The following is a 15,238-nucleotide window of genomic DNA, read 5'->3' as shown; positions in this document are numbered from 1 at the left end:
TGCGAGGATCGGCCGCATGGCCGATCAACCGCGACTGCTGGAAGGGCTCGATCCGGAGCAGCGGCAGGCGGTGCTGGCCCCGCGCGGACCCGTGTGCGTGCTGGCCGGCGCGGGGACCGGCAAGACCCGCACGATCACGCACCGCATCGCGCACCTCGTGCAGCGCGGCCTCGTCGTGCCGCAGCACGTGCTGGCGGTGACCTTCACCGCCCGCGCCGCCGGGGAGATGCGCACCCGGCTGCGCGCCCTCGGCGCCCCCGGGGTGCAGGCGCAGACCTTCCACGCGGCGGCGTTCCGCCAGCTGCGCTACTTCTGGCCCCGCGTGCACGACACGCCGCTGTGGACGTTGGTGGACAACAAGTTCCGACTGGTGGTGCAGGCGGCCAACCGCATCGGCGCGTCCACCGAGAAGGAGGACGTGCGCGACTTCGCCTCGGAGGTCGAGTGGGCCAAGTCCAGCCTCGTCGGCCCCGAGCAGTACGAGGCGGCCGCCACCCGCGCCGGCCGGGAGACGAGCATCCCGCCCGGCCAGCTGGCCCAGCTGTTCACCGCCTACGAGGAGGCGAAGAACCGCGCCGAGGTGCTCGACTTCGAGGACCTGCTGCTGCACATCGCCGCGATCCTGGAGGACGAACAGGCGGTGGCCGAGCAGTTCCGCGCCCAGTACCGCTCGTTCGTCGTCGACGAGTACCAGGACGTGAACCCGCTGCAGCAGCGCGTGCTCGACGCGTGGCTCGGCGGTCGCGACGACCTGACCGTCGTCGGCGACGCCAACCAGACCATCTACTCCTTCGCCGGGGCCACGCCCAAGTGGCTCATCGGGTTCTCCCGCCGCTTCGCCGAGGCCGCGGTGATCAAGCTGGAGCGCGACTACCGCTCCACCCCGCAGATCGTGGAGCTGGCCAACCAGGTCATCGGTGCCGCGCGGGAACGACCCGCCGGGGCGCGGCTGCAGCTCGTCGGCCAGCGCCCCGACGGCCCGCGGCCGGACTTCAGCGAGCACGACGACGAACCCGCGGAGGCCGAGTCCGTCGCCCGCGAGATCGCCAAGCTCGTCGGCCGGGGCGTGCCGCTGTCCGAGATCGCCGTGCTGTTCCGCGTCAACGCCCAGTCGGAGGTCTACGAGAAGGCGCTGTCCGAGGCGGAGATCCCGTACCAGGTGCGCGGCGGGGAGCGGTTCTTCGCCCGCGACGAGGTCCGGAAGGCCATGGCCGCGCTGCGCACCGCGGTCGCCCGCGCCGAGCCGACCCCGCTGCCCGAGCAGGTCCGCGCCGCGCTGGCCGAGCTCGGCCTGACCGCGCAAGCCCCCGCGGGCGGATCGGCGCGCGAGCGCTGGGAGTCGCTCAACGCGCTCGTCGAGCTCGCCGAGGAGCTCGCGCGGACCGAACCCGACGCCGACCTGGGCCGCTACGTGCGGGAGCTCGACGCGCGCGCCGAGGCGCAGCACCCGCCGACCGTGGAAGGCGTCACCCTGGCCTCGCTGCACGCGGCCAAGGGCCTCGAATGGGACGCGGTGTTCCTCGTCGGCTGCGTCGACGGCACGCTGCCGATCCAGCGGGCCGACACCACCGCGGCCGTCGAGGAGGAGCGGCGGCTGCTGTACGTGGGCGTCACCCGCGCCCGGCAGCACCTGAGGCTGTCCTGGTCGCTGGCGCGGCAGGCCGGCGGCCGGCGCAACCGGCGCCGCAGCCGGTTCCTGCACGGGCTCATCCCGGACCGGCACCCGGCCGCGCTGCCCGCGAAGGCCCGCTCGGACGCCCAGCAGGCCGACGCGGCGAAGTCGAAGGGCAAGACCGCGCGGTGCCGCCTGTGCGGGCAGAAGCTCACCGAGACGCTGCACATCAAGATCGGCCGCTGCGCCGACTGCCCCTCCGACGTGGACGAGGAACTGCTGGGCCGGTTGAAGTCGTGGCGCAGCCAGCGGGCCAAGCAGCTCAGCGTGCCGGCCTACGTGGTGTTCACCGACGCCACGCTCATCGCGATCGCCGAGCAGCGGCCCGCCGACGAGAGCGGGCTCGTGGGGATCTCCGGCATCGGGGCGAGCAAGCTGGAGAAGTTCGGTTCCGACGTGCTCGCACTCGTGCGCGGTGAGCAGAACTAGCCGCAGCCCCGGTCGTGTGTCGCTGAACTCGCAGGTCAAAAATTCGTTGCGAGCTCGCAGCGGCGGCTCGTAGAGTGCGCGAGCAGCGGATGCCGCGAGGCCGGCACCGCACGCCCGTCGAGAGGGGCTCGACGCGGCCCGAACGCACTGCCGGAGGTGGCGACCATGCTGATCGACGCGATCGGAACGCCGGCCGGCCTCGTCGCGTTCGACGCGCCGTTCCGCGCGGTGCGCCCGTATCCGTTCTTCGACCGCGCCCGCGTCATCGGCTGGTTTCCCACCCGGCGCCGGTCCGCCGCTGAACGCCGCACGCGTTCACTGAGCTAACTCCGCACGCGCAGCTCAGGCCGCGGACCCGCCAGCCGGGTCCGCGGCCTTTTTCGTGCGCTCAGGGGCCGCCGCGCGGCGATCACCAGGACCAGTTCCCGCAGCACGACAGCGTTCACGAGAACAGCAGGAGGTCATCGCATGGCTACCGCGAGTGTCCGACAACGGACCCGCGTGGCGGAGAACTCGACGGAGGAGGGAGGAGCGCCCACGTCCGCGGAAACCCCGCCCGGGCCGGACGGAGCCGGGCCGGATGGAGCCGCTGGGGGCGGGCGGCCTGCGGTCGCCGACCGCGGCCGGGCGCTGCGGTTGCCCTGCCGCGCCGACCCGGACCTGTGGTTCGCGGAGACCCCGCGCGAGCTGGAGAAGGCCAAGACGCTGTGCGCCGAGTGCCCGATCAAGGCCGAATGCCTGGCCGGGGCGCTCGCCCGCGGCGAACCCTGGGGCGTGTGGGGAGGCGAGATCCTCGACCAGGGCGCGGTGATCCAGCGCAAACGGCCCCGCGGCCGGCCGCGGAAGCACCCCGCCCCCGAGGGGGCCGCCGCCCCGCAACCGCGCGGCCGGGACGCGCGCGCCGCGTGAACCGCGCCGCACCAGCCGGTCGGGGGAGCCGGCCGGTGCGGCGCGGCGGGCCCGGCGGTGATCGCGGCGACGGCCCGGTTCCCCCCCGCGTACAGTGCTGTGCATGGTCGAACACGCGCACTCGCACGACAACATCGACTGGGACGCGCGGCTGGCGGACCTGCGGCAGGTCGACGAGCTCGTCGCACCGGAAACGCGGCAGCTGGTGGCCTCGCTGCTGCGCGCCGAGGACCGCCGGGTCGTCGAGATCGGCGCGGGGGCCGGCGGGACGGCCGCGGCCTTCGCCGCGGAGCTGGGGCGGCGCGATCCGGGTGGTGCGGGGGTCGTCGTCGTGGACTCGGCGCCGCAGCTGCTGGCCGAGGCCACCCGCCGCGCGCGGTGCTCCGTCAGCGCCGACGTGGAAGTGCGCGGTGTGCGCGCCGACGCGGCCGGGCCGGAACTCGCCGAGGCGGTCGGGGAGCAGGTCGACCTGGTGCACGCCGCGTTCGCCGTGCACCACCTGCCCGACCAGGTGGCCGGGCTGCGGCGGCTGGCCGGGCTGGCCCGTCCCGGCGGGCGGGTGGCCATCGTCGAAACCGGGCTGCCGCCCCGCGTGCTGCCGTGGGACGTGGGCCTCGGCGAACCCGGCCTGGAGGAGCGGCTGACCGCCACCGACGACGAGTGGTTCCGCCGCATGCGCGCCGAGATGGAAGGCGCGGTGCGCCTGCCCGTCGGGTGGGGCAGCGCCATGCGCGAGGCCGGTCTGCAGGACGTGGAAACCCGGAGCTACCTCGTCGACCGGCCGGCCCCGCTCGACGAGAACGTCCGCGGGGCCGTGGTCGGCCGGCTCGCGCACCTGCAGCGGCACGCCGCGGAACGCGTCGGAGCCGAGGACGCCGCGGTGCTGGAGCGGCTGCTCGACCCGGACGACCCGCACTACGCCGGCAACCGGGAGGACCTGTACTACCTCGCCGCGCACTCCGTCATCGTCGGCACCGTTCCCGAGTAGGACTGTCGAGCTGTTGTCGTGCGGGCTTTCCGCAGCGGAACCTCAGGCACGGCCCATGCTCCGGGGTGCTCGACATCGAGTAGCCACCTGCACAACGTCGAGCCTTCCTCGCATGGGCCGCACCTGAGAACCTGCGGTGGGCCCGGTCGCGTTGTGGGGTGCGGTGGAGAGCGTTCGGGAGCTGCCGTGCCGGAATGAGACAGCGGGGATCGAACGCTCCGATCAAGCCGTCCCTGCGGTGACCATCGGTACGTACTGGACGTCGTGCCTCCCGAGCAACTCGGCCACGCGCTTCAGCGGCCACCCAGCAGACCACCTCTCCGGAGGAGATGCTCACGCACCCTGCGGCTGCTCGTCGGCGGTGAACCCGGGCAGCCAGCGGTTCATGATCTCCCGGGCGGGCACCTCCGCGTCGAGCTGGCACAGGATGCCCGTGGTGCCCAGGGTCACCCGGTGGATCACCAGGTAGTCCGGCGGCAGGTTGAGCAGGCGACCGGTGTGGAAGTCCGGGCTGCGCAGGTCGCCCACCCGCTCGGCCTGCCGCTGCAGCCACGCGCGGGTGAAGTGGAACGTCTCCGTGCGCGCCGGCTCGGTGAACGGGTTGAGGTAGGCGTGCACGTCCGCGGCGGTGATGTCCTGCTCCGGCGGCACGAACCGCTCGGAGCGCAGCAGCTCCAGCAGCTCGTCCGAGCGCTCCTGCAGCGACAGCCGCATCATCCGGCCGAGCGTGTCCGGCAGGCCGCGCGGCAGGTTGGCCACCGCGCCGAAGTCGATCACCGCGAGCCGGCCGTCGGGCAGCAGCCGGAAGTTGCCCGGGTGCGGGTCCCCGTGCAGCAGTCCCACCCGCGCGGGCGCGGAGAAGTGGAACCCGGCCAGCGCCACCCCCGCCCGGTCGCGTTCGGCGCGCTCGCCGGATGTGATCAGCTCGCCGAACGGGCGGCCGTCCACCCACTCCGACACGAGCACCCGCGGGGAGCTGGCCACCACCCGCGGCACGTGCACCGCGGGATCGCCGTCGAAAGCGGCCGCGAACGCCCGCTGGTAGTCCGCCTCCGCGCGGTAGTCGAGCTCCTCGACCATGCGTTCCTGCAGCTCCGCCAGCAGCGGCTTCACCTCGGCCCCCGGCGCCAGCGACTGGAACAGGCGGGAGAACCGGGACAGCTGCCGCAGGTCGGACCGCAGCGCCTCACCGGCACCCGGGTACTGGACCTTCACCGCCACGGCGCGGCCGTCGTGCCAGGTGGCCCGGTGCACCTGCCCGATGCTGGCCGAGGCCGCCGGGGTGTCGTCGAACTCGGCGAACCGCTGGCGCCAGGCCGTGCCGAGCTGCTCGTCGAGCACCCGGTGCACACCGGCCGCCGACATCGGCGGCGCGTCCGACTGCAGCCGGTTGAGCGCCTCCCGGTACGGCCCGGCGAGGTCCTCCGGCACGGCCGCCTCGAACACGCTCAGGGCCTGGCCGAACTTCATCGCACCGCCCTTGAGCTGCCCGAGCACCGCGAACAGCTGCTCCGCGGTCTTGGCGGAGACCTCGTTGCTGACCTCCTCGGCGTCGTACCCGGTCAGCCGCTTCCCCCACCCGGTCGCCCAGCGGCCGGCCACCCCGAGGGGGAGGCCGGCGAGCTTGGCGGTCCGGCGTGCCGCGCGGCGGGGAATGTCGGACACGGGTTCTCCTCGGGTGCGGCGGGAACCTCCAGGACGAACAGGGATGCGGATGCGGGCATCCCGACGCCATGTTAGAGGCTGCACGCCGCGGTGTGGGCCCGTCGATCGTTCCGGTGCTGCCGCGCCGGGCCCCTCTCAGGACGATTTGCCGAGAATGCGCGTCATCTTCGTGCCGCAGACAGGGCAGGTGCCCTTGGCCATGCGGCGTCCGTTGGTTTCCTCGACCTCGCCGCTGAAGTCCCGCTTCTCACGGCACTTGACGCAGTAGCCGTTGTACGTCTCGGCCACGGGGCCGCCCTCCTTCGTCTCCGGCATCGGTCCGCTCCGCGCGGGCGTCCCGCGCGGGGCGGCGTGTTGCTCAGGAAGGTACAGGCGGCGCCCCCGGTGTGCATGCATCTGCAGCACCGCGTGTTCGTCCGAACGGAGCAGTGATCCGTGATCACCGGGGATCGCCGGGTGCGGTACGGATCACAGGGGCCTACCGCCGGTGGCGGCACCGACTAAGCTCTCGTGGCGTGGCTGAACCGCGGGTGGAGGTACGCCGCAGTGCTCGCCGCAAGAAGAGCGTGAGCGCCTACCGCGACGGCGACACGGTCGTGGTGCTGCTCCCGGCTCGCATGAGCGCTGCGGAAGAAGAGCGATGGGTCGCGGACATGCTCAGCCGGCTCGAGCGCAGCGAGACGCGCCGGCGCTCGCCGGCGCGCGAGTCCGACGGGGAACTGCTGCGCCGCTGCCGCGAGCTGTCCCGCACGTACCTGGACGGGCGGGCCCGTCCGGACGTCGCGCGCTGGGTGCCCCCGATGCGCACCCGCTGGGCCTCGTGCACCCCGGCCGACCGGTCGATCCGCGTGAGCCGGCGCCTGCGCGAAGTGCCCGCCTGGGTGCTGGACTACGTGCTCGTGCACGAACTGGCGCACCTGCTCGTGCCCGGCCACGGGGCGGACTTCTGGGCGTGGGTGCGGCGCTACGAGAAGACCGACCGGGCCATCGGCTACCTGGAGGGGCTCTCCGCTGCCGCGCACCTCGAGCTCGGCGGCGACGCGGACAACGACGACTGACCGGCCGCTGCGGCCGGTCACCGCTGCCGCGGAGGCCGCGGGACCGGGCCGCGTCAGCTGCGGTCCGAACCGCCCTCGTCCTCGGAGTCCCCGGCGGAGTCGTCACCGCGCTCGGATCCACCCCCGGACCCGCCGCCGTCGGAGCTCCCGGACCCGCCGGACTCCTCGGACTCCTTCGCGGCGGACTCGCGCTCCTCGGCGCGCTTGATCGCCGCGATCGGGTCGTCCAGGTCGCCGGAGCGGCCCCACCGGTCGGCGAAGTCCAGCGGCTCGTCCAGGTCCTCGGCGGTCGGCAGCAGGTCCGGGTGGTCCCAGACCTGGTCGCGACCGGCGGTGCCGTGCCGCTCGGTCATGATCCGCCACAGGTTCGCCGCGTCGCGCATCCGCCGCGGCCGCAGCTCCAGCCCGATGAGCGTGGCGAAGGTCTGCTCGGCCGGACCGCCGGTGGCGCGGCGCCGCCGCACCATCTCGCCGAGCGCCTCCGCACCGGGCAGGCGGTCGGCGAGCGCGTCGGCCACGACCACGTCGACCCAGCCCTCGACCAGCGCCAGCAGCGTCTCCAACCGGCTCAGCGCCGCCTGCTGCTCCGGCGTGTTCTGCGGCTCGAGCATGCCGGAGTTCATCATCTCCTGCATCGAGCTCGGGTCCGACGGGTCGATCTTGCTGGCCATGTCCTCCAGCGAGGAGGTGTCGATGTGGATGCCGCGGGCGAACTCCTCGACCGTGGACAGCAGCCGTTGCCCCAGCCACGGCACGTGCCCGAACAGCCGGTGGTGCGCGGCCTCCCGCGCGGCCAGGAACACGGTCGCCTCGCCGGCATCGCGGTCGAGCCCCTCGACGAAGCGCTCGATGTTCGCCGGCAGCAGCGCTGCCGTTCCGCTCGGCCCCAGCGGCAGGCCCACGTCGGTGGAGGTGAGCACCTCGCCGCCGAGCTGGGCGAGCCCGTTGCCGAGCTGCGTGCCGAAGGTCATGCCGCCCATCTGGCCGAGCATGGACAGCAGCGGTCCCGCGGCCTGCTTGGCCTCCTCCGGCAGCGCCTCCAGCCAGGCGTTGGACATGCGCTGCGCCACCGGGTCGCACAGCTGGCGCCACGTGGGCAGGGTGTTCTCCACCCAGTCCACCGACGACCAGGTGCGCACCGCGCGGACCCCGGCGGGCAGGGCGGTGTTCGGGTCGAGCCACAGCTCGGCCAGGTGCACCGCGTCCTCGACCGCCTTGACCTGCTCCTGCTTCGGGCGTTCGGTGCGCCCGGTGTTCTGCAGCTGCTGCACCGCCAGCTGCTTGGCCATGTCGTAGTTGACCGGCCCGGACGAGCTGCCGCTGCCGGACTGGCTCATCGCCTGCCCGAGCTGGGTCAGCATCTGGCCGAGCTGGCCGATGTCGAAGTTGGGCATGCCGCCGGGACCGGGCATGCCGGAGAAGCCGAAGCCCGAGGAGTCGCCGGAGTCCCCGCCGCCCTCCGAGGACCCGCCTCGGCCGGGCTCGTTGGGCTGGTCCGGGTCGTCGGGATCCTGCGGGTTGAACCCGAACGGCAAGTTGCTCATAGTCCCCACGGTACGCGGCCGGACTCGGTGCACAGAACAGGCAGGCGGGCTCCGCGCGCCCCGCAGCGCAGGGCCTTTCCGGCGGAGCGGCCGCCTGACCCGCGGGAATCCGGGCAGGCCGGGCGATCGGGACGGGCGCGGCGGCCGCACCGGGCGGTTGCGGCATCGCGCAGAGCGAACACGTATCCTGGCCGCTCGTGAGTCGCCGCACGTGGACGCTGGTGCTCAGCGTCGGACTGGTCATCGTGTTCGGGCTGCTCGGTGCGGTCGCTCCGGTGCCGTACGTGGCGTTGGGGCCCGGCCCCACCTACGACACGCTCGGCACCGACGGGGACGCGCCGGTGATCCGGATCAAGGGCGAGCGGACCTATCCCACCGAGGGGCACCTGAACATGACCACCGTCTCCGTCACGGACCGGTTGTCCCTGTTCAGCGCGCTGAGCATGTGGGCGAGCGGGCGCTACGCGCTGACCCCGCGCGAGGTGTACTTCCCGCCGGGCAAGAGCGAGCGCGAGGTCGAGAAGGAGAACACCGCGGCGTTCAACGCCTCGCGCACCACCGCCGAAACCGCCGCGCTGGGCTACCTCGGCTACCCCACCGAGGTGGTCGTCGGCCAGGTCGTCGGCGGCAGCCCCGCCGAGGGCGTGCTGAAACCCGGCGACGCGATCCTCCGCGCCGACGGCGACCCGGTGCGCAACGCGCGGTCGCTGCACGAGGCGCTCAGCGACACCAATCCCGGCGACCGGGTCGACATCCGCTACCAGCGCGAGGGGCAGCCGGAGCGCAACGCCACGGTCCGGTTGGCCGAGCGGCCGCACGGCCAGGACGGGCAGAACCGGCAGGGCTTCCTCGGCGTGCAGGCGCAGAAGCAGGCCGACGTCGACTTCGCGGTGGACATCAGCCTGGCCGACGTCGGCGGCCCCTCGGCCGGGCTGATGTTCTCGCTGGCGATCATCGACAAGCTCACGCCGGGCCAGCTGGCCGGCGGCGAGTTCGTCGCCGGCACCGGGGAGATCACCCCGGCCGGCGAGGTCGGGCCGATCGGCGGGATCCGGTTCAAGATGACCAAGGCGCGCGAGGCGGGTGCCACGACCTTCCTCGTGCCGGCGGGCAACTGCTCCGAAGCGGCCGCGCAGGCCCCCGAGGGGATGCAGCTGGCCAAGGTCGGCACGCTCGACGACGCGGTCCGCGCCCTCGACGCCGTGCGCGCGGGAAAGCAGCCCCGGACCTGCTGAGGGCGTCCCCGGCGGATTCGCGGACCGCTCCGCCGGACCCGGTGCGGCGCTCCGCCGACCGCCGGGGACTATGGGGTCATGTCCGCGCAGATCCCCGAGGACGTGGCGGCGGCGTTGCCCGCGGCCACCCGCGAGATCGAAGAGTTCGTGCACGCCCACGGCTGGAACCAACCGGTGCAGCTGTTCGCCCTGGTGCCCACCGGGCAGCTGCTCTCGGCCGAACCGGGGCTGGCCGACCAGCTGGACCCCGAGGCCGCGCTCACGCCGATCGCCCAGGAGTCGCTGCCGAGCGAGGACCTCGGCGAGGCGCTGTCGCGCATCGTCTGGCCCGAGCAGGTGGCGGGGTGCGCCGTCGTGCAGGAGATCGTCGTCCTGCCGCCGGAGGCCGAGGCGGAGCTCCCCGGTGAGGACGAGGCCGCCCGGCAGGCCGCCGCCGAGCACCCCGAGCGGCACGAGGCGCGTCTGGTGGCCGCGGTGCTCCGCGACCAGTCGGAGACGTGCGTGCTGCGCCTGCGCCCGCAGGAGCAGGAGGCCGAGGAGGCCCGGGAGGACCAGCAGGAGGACCCCGCGGACGGCGAGGTGGTCCAGGACGCCTCGCTGGCGCCGAACCTGCTGCGCGCGCTGCACGAGACGCTCACCGGCTGAGCACACGACTGCCCCGGACGTCACCGGGCCGGGGGATGAATCGCACGGGCTGCCCAGTACGTCCAGTTCGTGAAGGGGCTTCCGCGCGTGCTTCTCCCACATCGTAGAGTGAAAACTCACGAGGGCGGATCGTTCCGCCGCCCGGGCCCGACGATCGTGACCAGGAGCGTGCGCTGTGGCCATGCGGCCCCCGGCAGGGATGCCCAAGTTGTCCAGGCGAGCCCGGATCCTGCTGATCCTCGGCGGCGTGGTGCTCGTCGCCCTGATCGCCGGATCACGGCTGCTCGGGACGTATGTGAACTGGTTGTGGTTCGGCGAGGTCGGCTACCGCCAGGTCATGACCACCCAGCTGCTGACCAGGCTCGGGCTGGGGCTGAGCGTGGCGGTGCTCCTCGGCGCCGTCGTGCTGCTGTCGCTGTGGTTGGCCTACCGCAGCCGGCCGGTGTTCGTGCCCGCGAGCGGCCCGGACGACCCGCTGGCGCGGTACCGCACCGTCCTCACCGAGCGCTCCCGCCTGTTCGGGCTGGGCATTCCGATCCTGGTGGCGGTCTTCAGCGGTCTCGCGGCGCAGGCCCAGTGGCAGGTCGCGCAGCTGTTCTTCAACAGCGTGCCGTTCGGCAAGACCGACCCCGAGTTCGGCAACGACATCAGCTTCTACACGTTCGAGCTGCCGTTCTGGCGGATGGCGCTGACGTGGGCGTTCGTCGCCGTGGCGCTGGCGTTCTTCGCCGCGCTGGTGACGCACTACGTCTTCGGCGGCATCCGGCTCGCCGGGCGCTCGGGGCAGTTCTCCGTGGCCGCGCGGGTGCAGCTGGCGATCTGGGCCGGCATCTTCGTGCTGCTCAAGGCCGTCGACTACTTCCTGGCCCGCTACGACCTGCTGCTGTCCTCGCGCAACGACCTGTTCACCGGTGCCAGTTACACCGACCTGCACGCGGTGCTGCCGGCGAAGCTCATCCTCATGTTCATCGCGCTGTTCTGCGCGGTGGCGTTCTTCGCCGTGGTCTTCCTGCGGAACCTGCAGATCCCCGCGCTGGCCACGGTGCTGCTGGTGCTGTCCAGCGTGGTCCTCGGGGCGATCTGGCCGGCGCTGATGGAGCAGTTCTCGGTGCGCCCGAACGCGAACCAGCGCGAGGCGCAGTCGATCGAGCGCAACCTGACGGCGACCAAGGACGCCTACCGGGTCGACGACGAGCACGTGAACTTCGAGGACTACGCGGGGCGGACGCAGCTGCAGCCGCAGGAGGTCGCGCAGGACAAGGGCACGATCCCGAACATCCGGCTGCTCGACCCGGCCGTGCTGGAGCCGACGTTCACGCAGCTCACGCAGCAGTACAACTTCTACGGCTTCACCGAGAAGCTCGACGTGGTCCGCTACCGCAACGACCAGGGCGAGCTGCAGGACTACCTGGTCGGGCTGCGCGAGATCGACACCCAGGGCCTGGCGGCGAACCAGCGCACGTGGATCAACCGCCACATGGTCTACACCCACGGCAACGGGCTCGTGTCCGCGCCGGCCGACCGGGTCAACACGACGCTGCAGGAAGGCGGCTCCGAGGGCGGCTACCCGGTCTTCTCCATCAGCGACGTGGCCAACAACGGCCAGGGCAAGATCCCGGTGGAGCAGCCGCGGATCTACTACGGCGAGCTCGTCGGCAACCGCGGCGACTACGCGATCACCGGCGGCGACCCGGGCGATCCGCCGCGGGAGTACGACACCGACACCCAGCGCTACACCTACACGGGTGAGGGCGGTGTGCCGCTGGACAACCCGTTCAAGCGGCTCGTGTTCGCCGCCCAGCACGGCGAGCGCAACATCCTGTTCAACCAGGCCATCGGGTCGAACTCGAAGATCCTCTACGAGCGCAACCCGCGCGACCGCGTGCAGAAGGTGGCGCCGTTCCTCAAGCTGGACGGCGACCCGTACCCGGCCGTGGTCAACGGGCGGATCAAGTGGATCGTCGACGGCTACACGACGCTGGACAACTACCCGTACTCGCAGCGCACGCAGTTCGGCCAGGCCACCCAGGACACGCAGACGGGCAGCGGTGTCGCGGGCCAGCCGAACGAGCAGGTCAACTACATCCGCAACTCGGTGAAGGCCACCGTCGACGCCTACGACGGTTCGGTGGACCTCTACACCACGGACCAGCAGGACCCCGTGCTCAAGGCGTGGAAGGGCGTCTTCCCGGGGTTGATCAAGCCGGCCAGCGAGATCAGCCCCGAGCTGCGGAAGCACTTCCGGTACCCGGAGGACCTGTTCAAGACGCAGCGGGAGATCCTCACGAAGTACCACGTCGACGACCCGGGGAAGTTCTACGCGACCCAGACGTTCTGGGAGGTCCCGCCGGATCCGACGAAGAAGGGCGAGGGCGAGTCCGGCCCGCAGCCGCCGTACTACGTGGTGGCCCAGACGCGCGGCCAGGAACAGCCGACGTTCCAGCTGATGAGCCCGGTGACGCAGTTGCGGCGGCAGAACCTGGCGGCGTGGATGTCGGCCTCCTCGGACCCGCAGAACTACGGTGAGATCAACGTGCTGCGGCTGCCGACGAACACGCAGACGCCGGGCCCCAACCAGGTGCAGAACCAGATGGAGTCCACCCCGGAGGTCACCGAGAACCGGACGTTGTTCAACAACCCGAACGTCTCGGCGATCTTCGGCAACCTGCTGACGCTGCCGGTGGCGGGTGGTCTGCTCTACGTCGAGCCGATCTACATCCAGCGCAACGAGGAGGAGTCGTACCCGCAGCTGGCGCGGGTGCTGGTCTCCTTCGGCGGTCGCGTCGGGTTCCACGAAACCCTGGACGGAGCGCTGGAGCAGGTCTTCGGCGCGGGTGCCGGCAGCGGCACCGAGACCGGCCAGGGCCAGGAGGACGGCCAGCAGCAGCGGCCTCCGCAGGACGGCCAGCAGCCGCAGGCGGACCAGGAGACCGCGCAGGCGGTCGAGGAGATCAACGCGGCGCTGGAGCACCTGCGCAGCGCCCAGTCGTCCGGCAACTACGGCGAGATCGGCACCGCCTACCAGGAGCTGGGCGCCGCGATCGAGAGGTACAAGCAGGCGCAGGGCGGCTGACCTGGCCTTTCCGGTTGGGCGGTGGGCGCTTCCCGCGAAGTGCCCACCGCCCCGTTCGGGTGAAATCCGCCCGTGCGCACCCCCTGTGCGGGCCCAGCAGCGGCGGTTGCTAAGCTGTGCGCACAACGGAACACGGCGCTCCCGCGGAGCGGATCGGGAATGCACCGGATCGATGCGGTGTTGACCCGGGTGGTTTCGCGGACATCGCAGCCGTGGCGGCGCGGGGTGGAGCAGCTCGGTAGCTCGCTGGGCTCATAACCCAGAGGTCGCAGGTTCGAATCCTGCCCCCGCTACTGGATCGGGAGGGGTCGCGCACCCCTCCCGATTTTCGTCTTCCGCAGCGGGGTGCCCGGGCTGCTCCGGGCCCGGCCGGGGCACGTGGGATTCCCGCGGCTGCGGCTCGGGGACCCCCGTGCGAGGGCCGCCCGGAGCGGGTGTAGAGTGGTCAGCACAAGGACGGACAGTCCGCATACGGCGCGGGGTGGAGCAGCTCGGTAGCTCGCTGGGCTCATAACCCAGAGGTCGCAGGTTCGAATCCTGCCCCCGCTACTGGTGACCGGGAGGGGCAACGCCCCTCCCGGTTCTTCGTGCCCGGGGCGTGCGGCGGGCGGGCCGGATCCGATCCGCCCGACGCCGGAGGGGCGGACGGGCCGGTGCGCTCCCGCGGGATCAGCGCCGCGCGGCCCAGGCCCGGGCGCACTCGGCCGAGCACACGCGTTCCCCCGCCTGCGCGGCCCCGAGGTCGGGGAGGAGGCGCCCGCACACCACGCACGGGTCGTGCGCGTGCTGCGGCGGTGCCGCGGCACCGTGCTCGCCGAGGCGGCTCGCGGCCCGCGTGCGGCCGCGGATGACCCTGGTGCGGTTCCAACGCCCGTGCATGGCCGACCTCCCGTTCCGTTCGCCCGCAGGTCGCCGTGCCCGCAGGGTGCTCCTCGCGGGGCCCGGTTGGACAGACCCGGTGGCCGCTGGGAACCGTGTCGGGGCCGGGAACCGCCCGTTCAGGGGAGTCGGGAGGGGCGGATGACTGCGCAGCGTGCGCGCCGCGCACGGTCGTGCTCCGCGCTCGCGCGCGACGCCCCTCCGGAACGCGCGACCGGCGCAACCGTTCGTCCACTTGGACCAGTCCGCTGCAACCACTGTGGACAGATACCAGGACCATTGTGGACAGCAAGGCTCGGCCGTGGCACCGTGAGGGTGTGAGCGAGCTGAATGCGACATCCGCCGCCCTTCTGGGGCTACTGCACGACGGGCCGAAGACCGGTGGTGAGCTCGTTGCCGCCGCCACCGAGCGCTTCGGCGGTTTCTTCAGCGTGACGCGCAGCCAGGTGTACCGCGAGCTGCCCGCGTTGACCGATGCCGGCTACCTGCGGCTGGGCAAGCAGGGGCCGCGGTCGAGCCAGCAGTACGTGATCACCGCGGCCGGCAAGCGCGCGTTCAAGTCCTGGTTGAACACCGAGCCGGGACCGGACAACGTGCGCAGCCCGCTGATCCTGCGGTTGGTCTACTCCGGATCGCTGACTCCGAAGCAGCGGGCCAACCTCAAGTCCTCGGCGCGCGTTCAATACCAGGAGAAACTCGACGAGTCCAAGGCCGCGGCGAAGGCCGTGAGCGACCCGTACGAGAAGGCGGCGGCGGACTTCACCGTGGCCTACAACCGGGCGCTCATCAAGCTCATCGACGCCATCCCGGACTGAGGTCCTCGGAGTCGTGCGGTGCCGTGGCGCCCCGGTCGCGGGGCGTCACGGCCGGAGCGGCCTGTTTTCACTCCAACGGATGAACCACGTCGGGTGGTCCCCGCCGGATGATCCCCGCCGGGTGAGACCTGCCGGGCGGTTCCCGCGGGACGGTCCGGCCGGGCTGGGCCCGGGCGAGCCCAGCCGGGTGAGCTCCACCGGATGAACCCCACCGGATGAACCCCACCGGATGAACCCCGTCGGGTGGACCCCGTCGGGTGAACTCCGCGGGTGCGGACGCCCTCCCGGGGCCCGCACGAACTCGCGCGCCTCGTCGCCGCCCGCGG

At 72.5% G+C, this 15,238-nt stretch carries 13 protein-coding genes and 2 tRNA genes; 11 read left to right on the top strand and 4 right to left on the bottom strand.

The window, feature by feature from the left end; all coding sequences use genetic code 11:
* Nucleotides 1-16: 16 nt before the first annotated feature.
* The 4 genes from ACYVJE_RS00515 (at nucleotide 17) to ACYVJE_RS00500 (ending at nucleotide 3,998) form a co-directional block, all read left to right on the top strand.
* Nucleotides 17-2,101 (top strand): ATP-dependent DNA helicase UvrD2, encoded by a 2,085-nt coding sequence (locus ACYVJE_RS00515; RefSeq protein WP_459158496.1) that lies wholly within the window; start codon nucleotides 17-19, stop codon nucleotides 2,099-2,101.
* A gap of 165 nt (nucleotides 2,102-2,266) precedes the next feature.
* Nucleotides 2,267-2,428, top strand: a complete 162-nt coding sequence (locus ACYVJE_RS00510; protein WP_459158497.1) for a hypothetical protein — start codon at nucleotides 2,267-2,269, stop codon at nucleotides 2,426-2,428.
* 141 nt (nucleotides 2,429-2,569) lie between these two features.
* The gene (locus tag ACYVJE_RS00505) at nucleotides 2,570-3,010 is read left to right on the top strand and encodes a WhiB family transcriptional regulator (RefSeq protein ID WP_461142769.1); all 441 of its coding nucleotides are present in this window, start codon (nucleotides 2,570-2,572) and stop codon (nucleotides 3,008-3,010) included.
* A 103-nt stretch (nucleotides 3,011-3,113) separates the two neighbouring features.
* On the top strand, nucleotides 3,114-3,998 hold the full coding sequence (locus ACYVJE_RS00500) for a class I SAM-dependent methyltransferase (protein WP_461142768.1): 885 nt from the start codon (nucleotides 3,114-3,116) through the stop codon (nucleotides 3,996-3,998).
* Nucleotides 3,999-4,331: 333 nt separating this feature from the next.
* On the opposite strand, the gene ACYVJE_RS00495 is transcribed toward ACYVJE_RS00500, so the two are convergent.
* Entirely contained in the window at nucleotides 4,332-5,663 is a 1,332-nt protein-coding gene (locus tag ACYVJE_RS00495) for an ABC1 kinase family protein (protein ID WP_461142767.1), read from the bottom strand.
* Nucleotides 5,664-5,798: 135 nt separating this feature from the next.
* Entirely contained in the window at nucleotides 5,799-5,951 is a 153-nt protein-coding gene (locus ACYVJE_RS00490; RefSeq protein ID WP_459158501.1) for a DUF5679 domain-containing protein, read from the bottom strand.
* A 227-nt stretch (nucleotides 5,952-6,178) separates the two neighbouring features.
* On the opposite strand from ACYVJE_RS00490, the gene ACYVJE_RS00485 reads away from it, so the two are divergent.
* The gene (locus ACYVJE_RS00485) at nucleotides 6,179-6,721 is read left to right on the top strand and encodes a SprT-like domain-containing protein (protein ID WP_461142766.1); all 543 of its coding nucleotides are present in this window, start codon (nucleotides 6,179-6,181) and stop codon (nucleotides 6,719-6,721) included.
* 53 nt (nucleotides 6,722-6,774) lie between these two features.
* Here the strand turns inward: ACYVJE_RS00485 and ACYVJE_RS00480 are convergent, their stop codons facing one another.
* Nucleotides 6,775-8,265: a zinc-dependent metalloprotease gene (locus tag ACYVJE_RS00480; protein ID WP_461142765.1), complete on the bottom strand. Its 1,491-nt coding sequence runs from the start codon at nucleotides 8,263-8,265 to the stop codon at nucleotides 6,775-6,777.
* A gap of 197 nt (nucleotides 8,266-8,462) precedes the next feature.
* Here ACYVJE_RS00480 and ACYVJE_RS00475 point away from each other — a divergent pair, with 197 nt between their 5' ends.
* The 5 genes from ACYVJE_RS00475 to ACYVJE_RS00455 all read left to right on the top strand — a co-directional run bounded on the left by ACYVJE_RS00475 (nucleotide 8,463) and on the right by ACYVJE_RS00455 (nucleotide 13,767).
* A complete protein-coding gene (locus tag ACYVJE_RS00475; protein ID WP_459158504.1) occupies nucleotides 8,463-9,500 on the top strand; it encodes a YlbL family protein in 1,038 nt (345 codons plus the stop codon).
* A 78-nt stretch (nucleotides 9,501-9,578) separates the two neighbouring features.
* The gene (locus tag ACYVJE_RS00470) at nucleotides 9,579-10,145 is read left to right on the top strand and encodes a PPA1309 family protein (RefSeq protein ID WP_461142764.1); all 567 of its coding nucleotides are present in this window, start codon (nucleotides 9,579-9,581) and stop codon (nucleotides 10,143-10,145) included.
* Nucleotides 10,146-10,326: 181 nt separating this feature from the next.
* Nucleotides 10,327-13,218 (top strand): UPF0182 family protein, encoded by a 2,892-nt coding sequence (locus tag ACYVJE_RS00465; protein WP_461142763.1) that lies wholly within the window; start codon nucleotides 10,327-10,329, stop codon nucleotides 13,216-13,218.
* A 219-nt stretch (nucleotides 13,219-13,437) separates the two neighbouring features.
* Nucleotides 13,438-13,511: transfer RNA gene (locus ACYVJE_RS00460), tRNA-Met, on the top strand.
* 182 nt (nucleotides 13,512-13,693) lie between these two features.
* A tRNA-Met gene (locus tag ACYVJE_RS00455) sits at nucleotides 13,694-13,767 on the top strand.
* A 120-nt stretch (nucleotides 13,768-13,887) separates the two neighbouring features.
* On the opposite strand, the gene ACYVJE_RS00450 is transcribed toward ACYVJE_RS00455, so the two are convergent.
* Nucleotides 13,888-14,097: a hypothetical protein gene (locus tag ACYVJE_RS00450; protein ID WP_459158506.1), complete on the bottom strand. Its 210-nt coding sequence runs from the start codon at nucleotides 14,095-14,097 to the stop codon at nucleotides 13,888-13,890.
* 317 nt (nucleotides 14,098-14,414) lie between these two features.
* On the opposite strand from ACYVJE_RS00450, the gene ACYVJE_RS00445 reads away from it, so the two are divergent.
* On the top strand, nucleotides 14,415-14,912 hold the full coding sequence (locus ACYVJE_RS00445; protein ID WP_459158507.1) for a PadR family transcriptional regulator: 498 nt from the start codon (nucleotides 14,415-14,417) through the stop codon (nucleotides 14,910-14,912).
* The last annotated feature ends 326 nt before the right edge of the window (nucleotides 14,913-15,238 follow it).

Source organism: Salinifilum aidingensis, from assembly GCF_054782015.1.
Note: the sequence above shows the minus strand (reverse complement) of the source record. Positions and strands in the feature narration are given on the sequence as shown.

Excerpts from the sequence above, each read along its gene's own strand:
- ACYVJE_RS00515 (WP_459158496.1), top strand. The coding sequence starts at position 17 with ATGGCCGATCAACCGCGACTGCTGGAAGGGCTCGATCCGGAGCAGCGG.
- ACYVJE_RS00510 (WP_459158497.1), top strand. The coding sequence starts at position 2,267 with ATGCTGATCGACGCGATCGGAACGCCGGCCGGCCTCGTCGCGTTCGAC.
- ACYVJE_RS00505 (WP_461142769.1), top strand. The coding sequence starts at position 2,570 with ATGGCTACCGCGAGTGTCCGACAACGGACCCGCGTGGCGGAGAACTCG.
- ACYVJE_RS00500 (WP_461142768.1), top strand. The coding sequence starts at position 3,114 with ATGGTCGAACACGCGCACTCGCACGACAACATCGACTGGGACGCGCGG.
- ACYVJE_RS00480 (WP_461142765.1), bottom strand. The coding sequence starts at position 8,265 with ATGAGCAACTTGCCGTTCGGGTTCAACCCGCAGGATCCCGACGACCCG.
- ACYVJE_RS00470 (WP_461142764.1), top strand. The coding sequence starts at position 9,579 with ATGTCCGCGCAGATCCCCGAGGACGTGGCGGCGGCGTTGCCCGCGGCC.
- ACYVJE_RS00465 (WP_461142763.1), top strand. The coding sequence starts at position 10,327 with ATGCGGCCCCCGGCAGGGATGCCCAAGTTGTCCAGGCGAGCCCGGATC.
- ACYVJE_RS00450 (WP_459158506.1), bottom strand. The coding sequence starts at position 14,097 with ATGCACGGGCGTTGGAACCGCACCAGGGTCATCCGCGGCCGCACGCGG.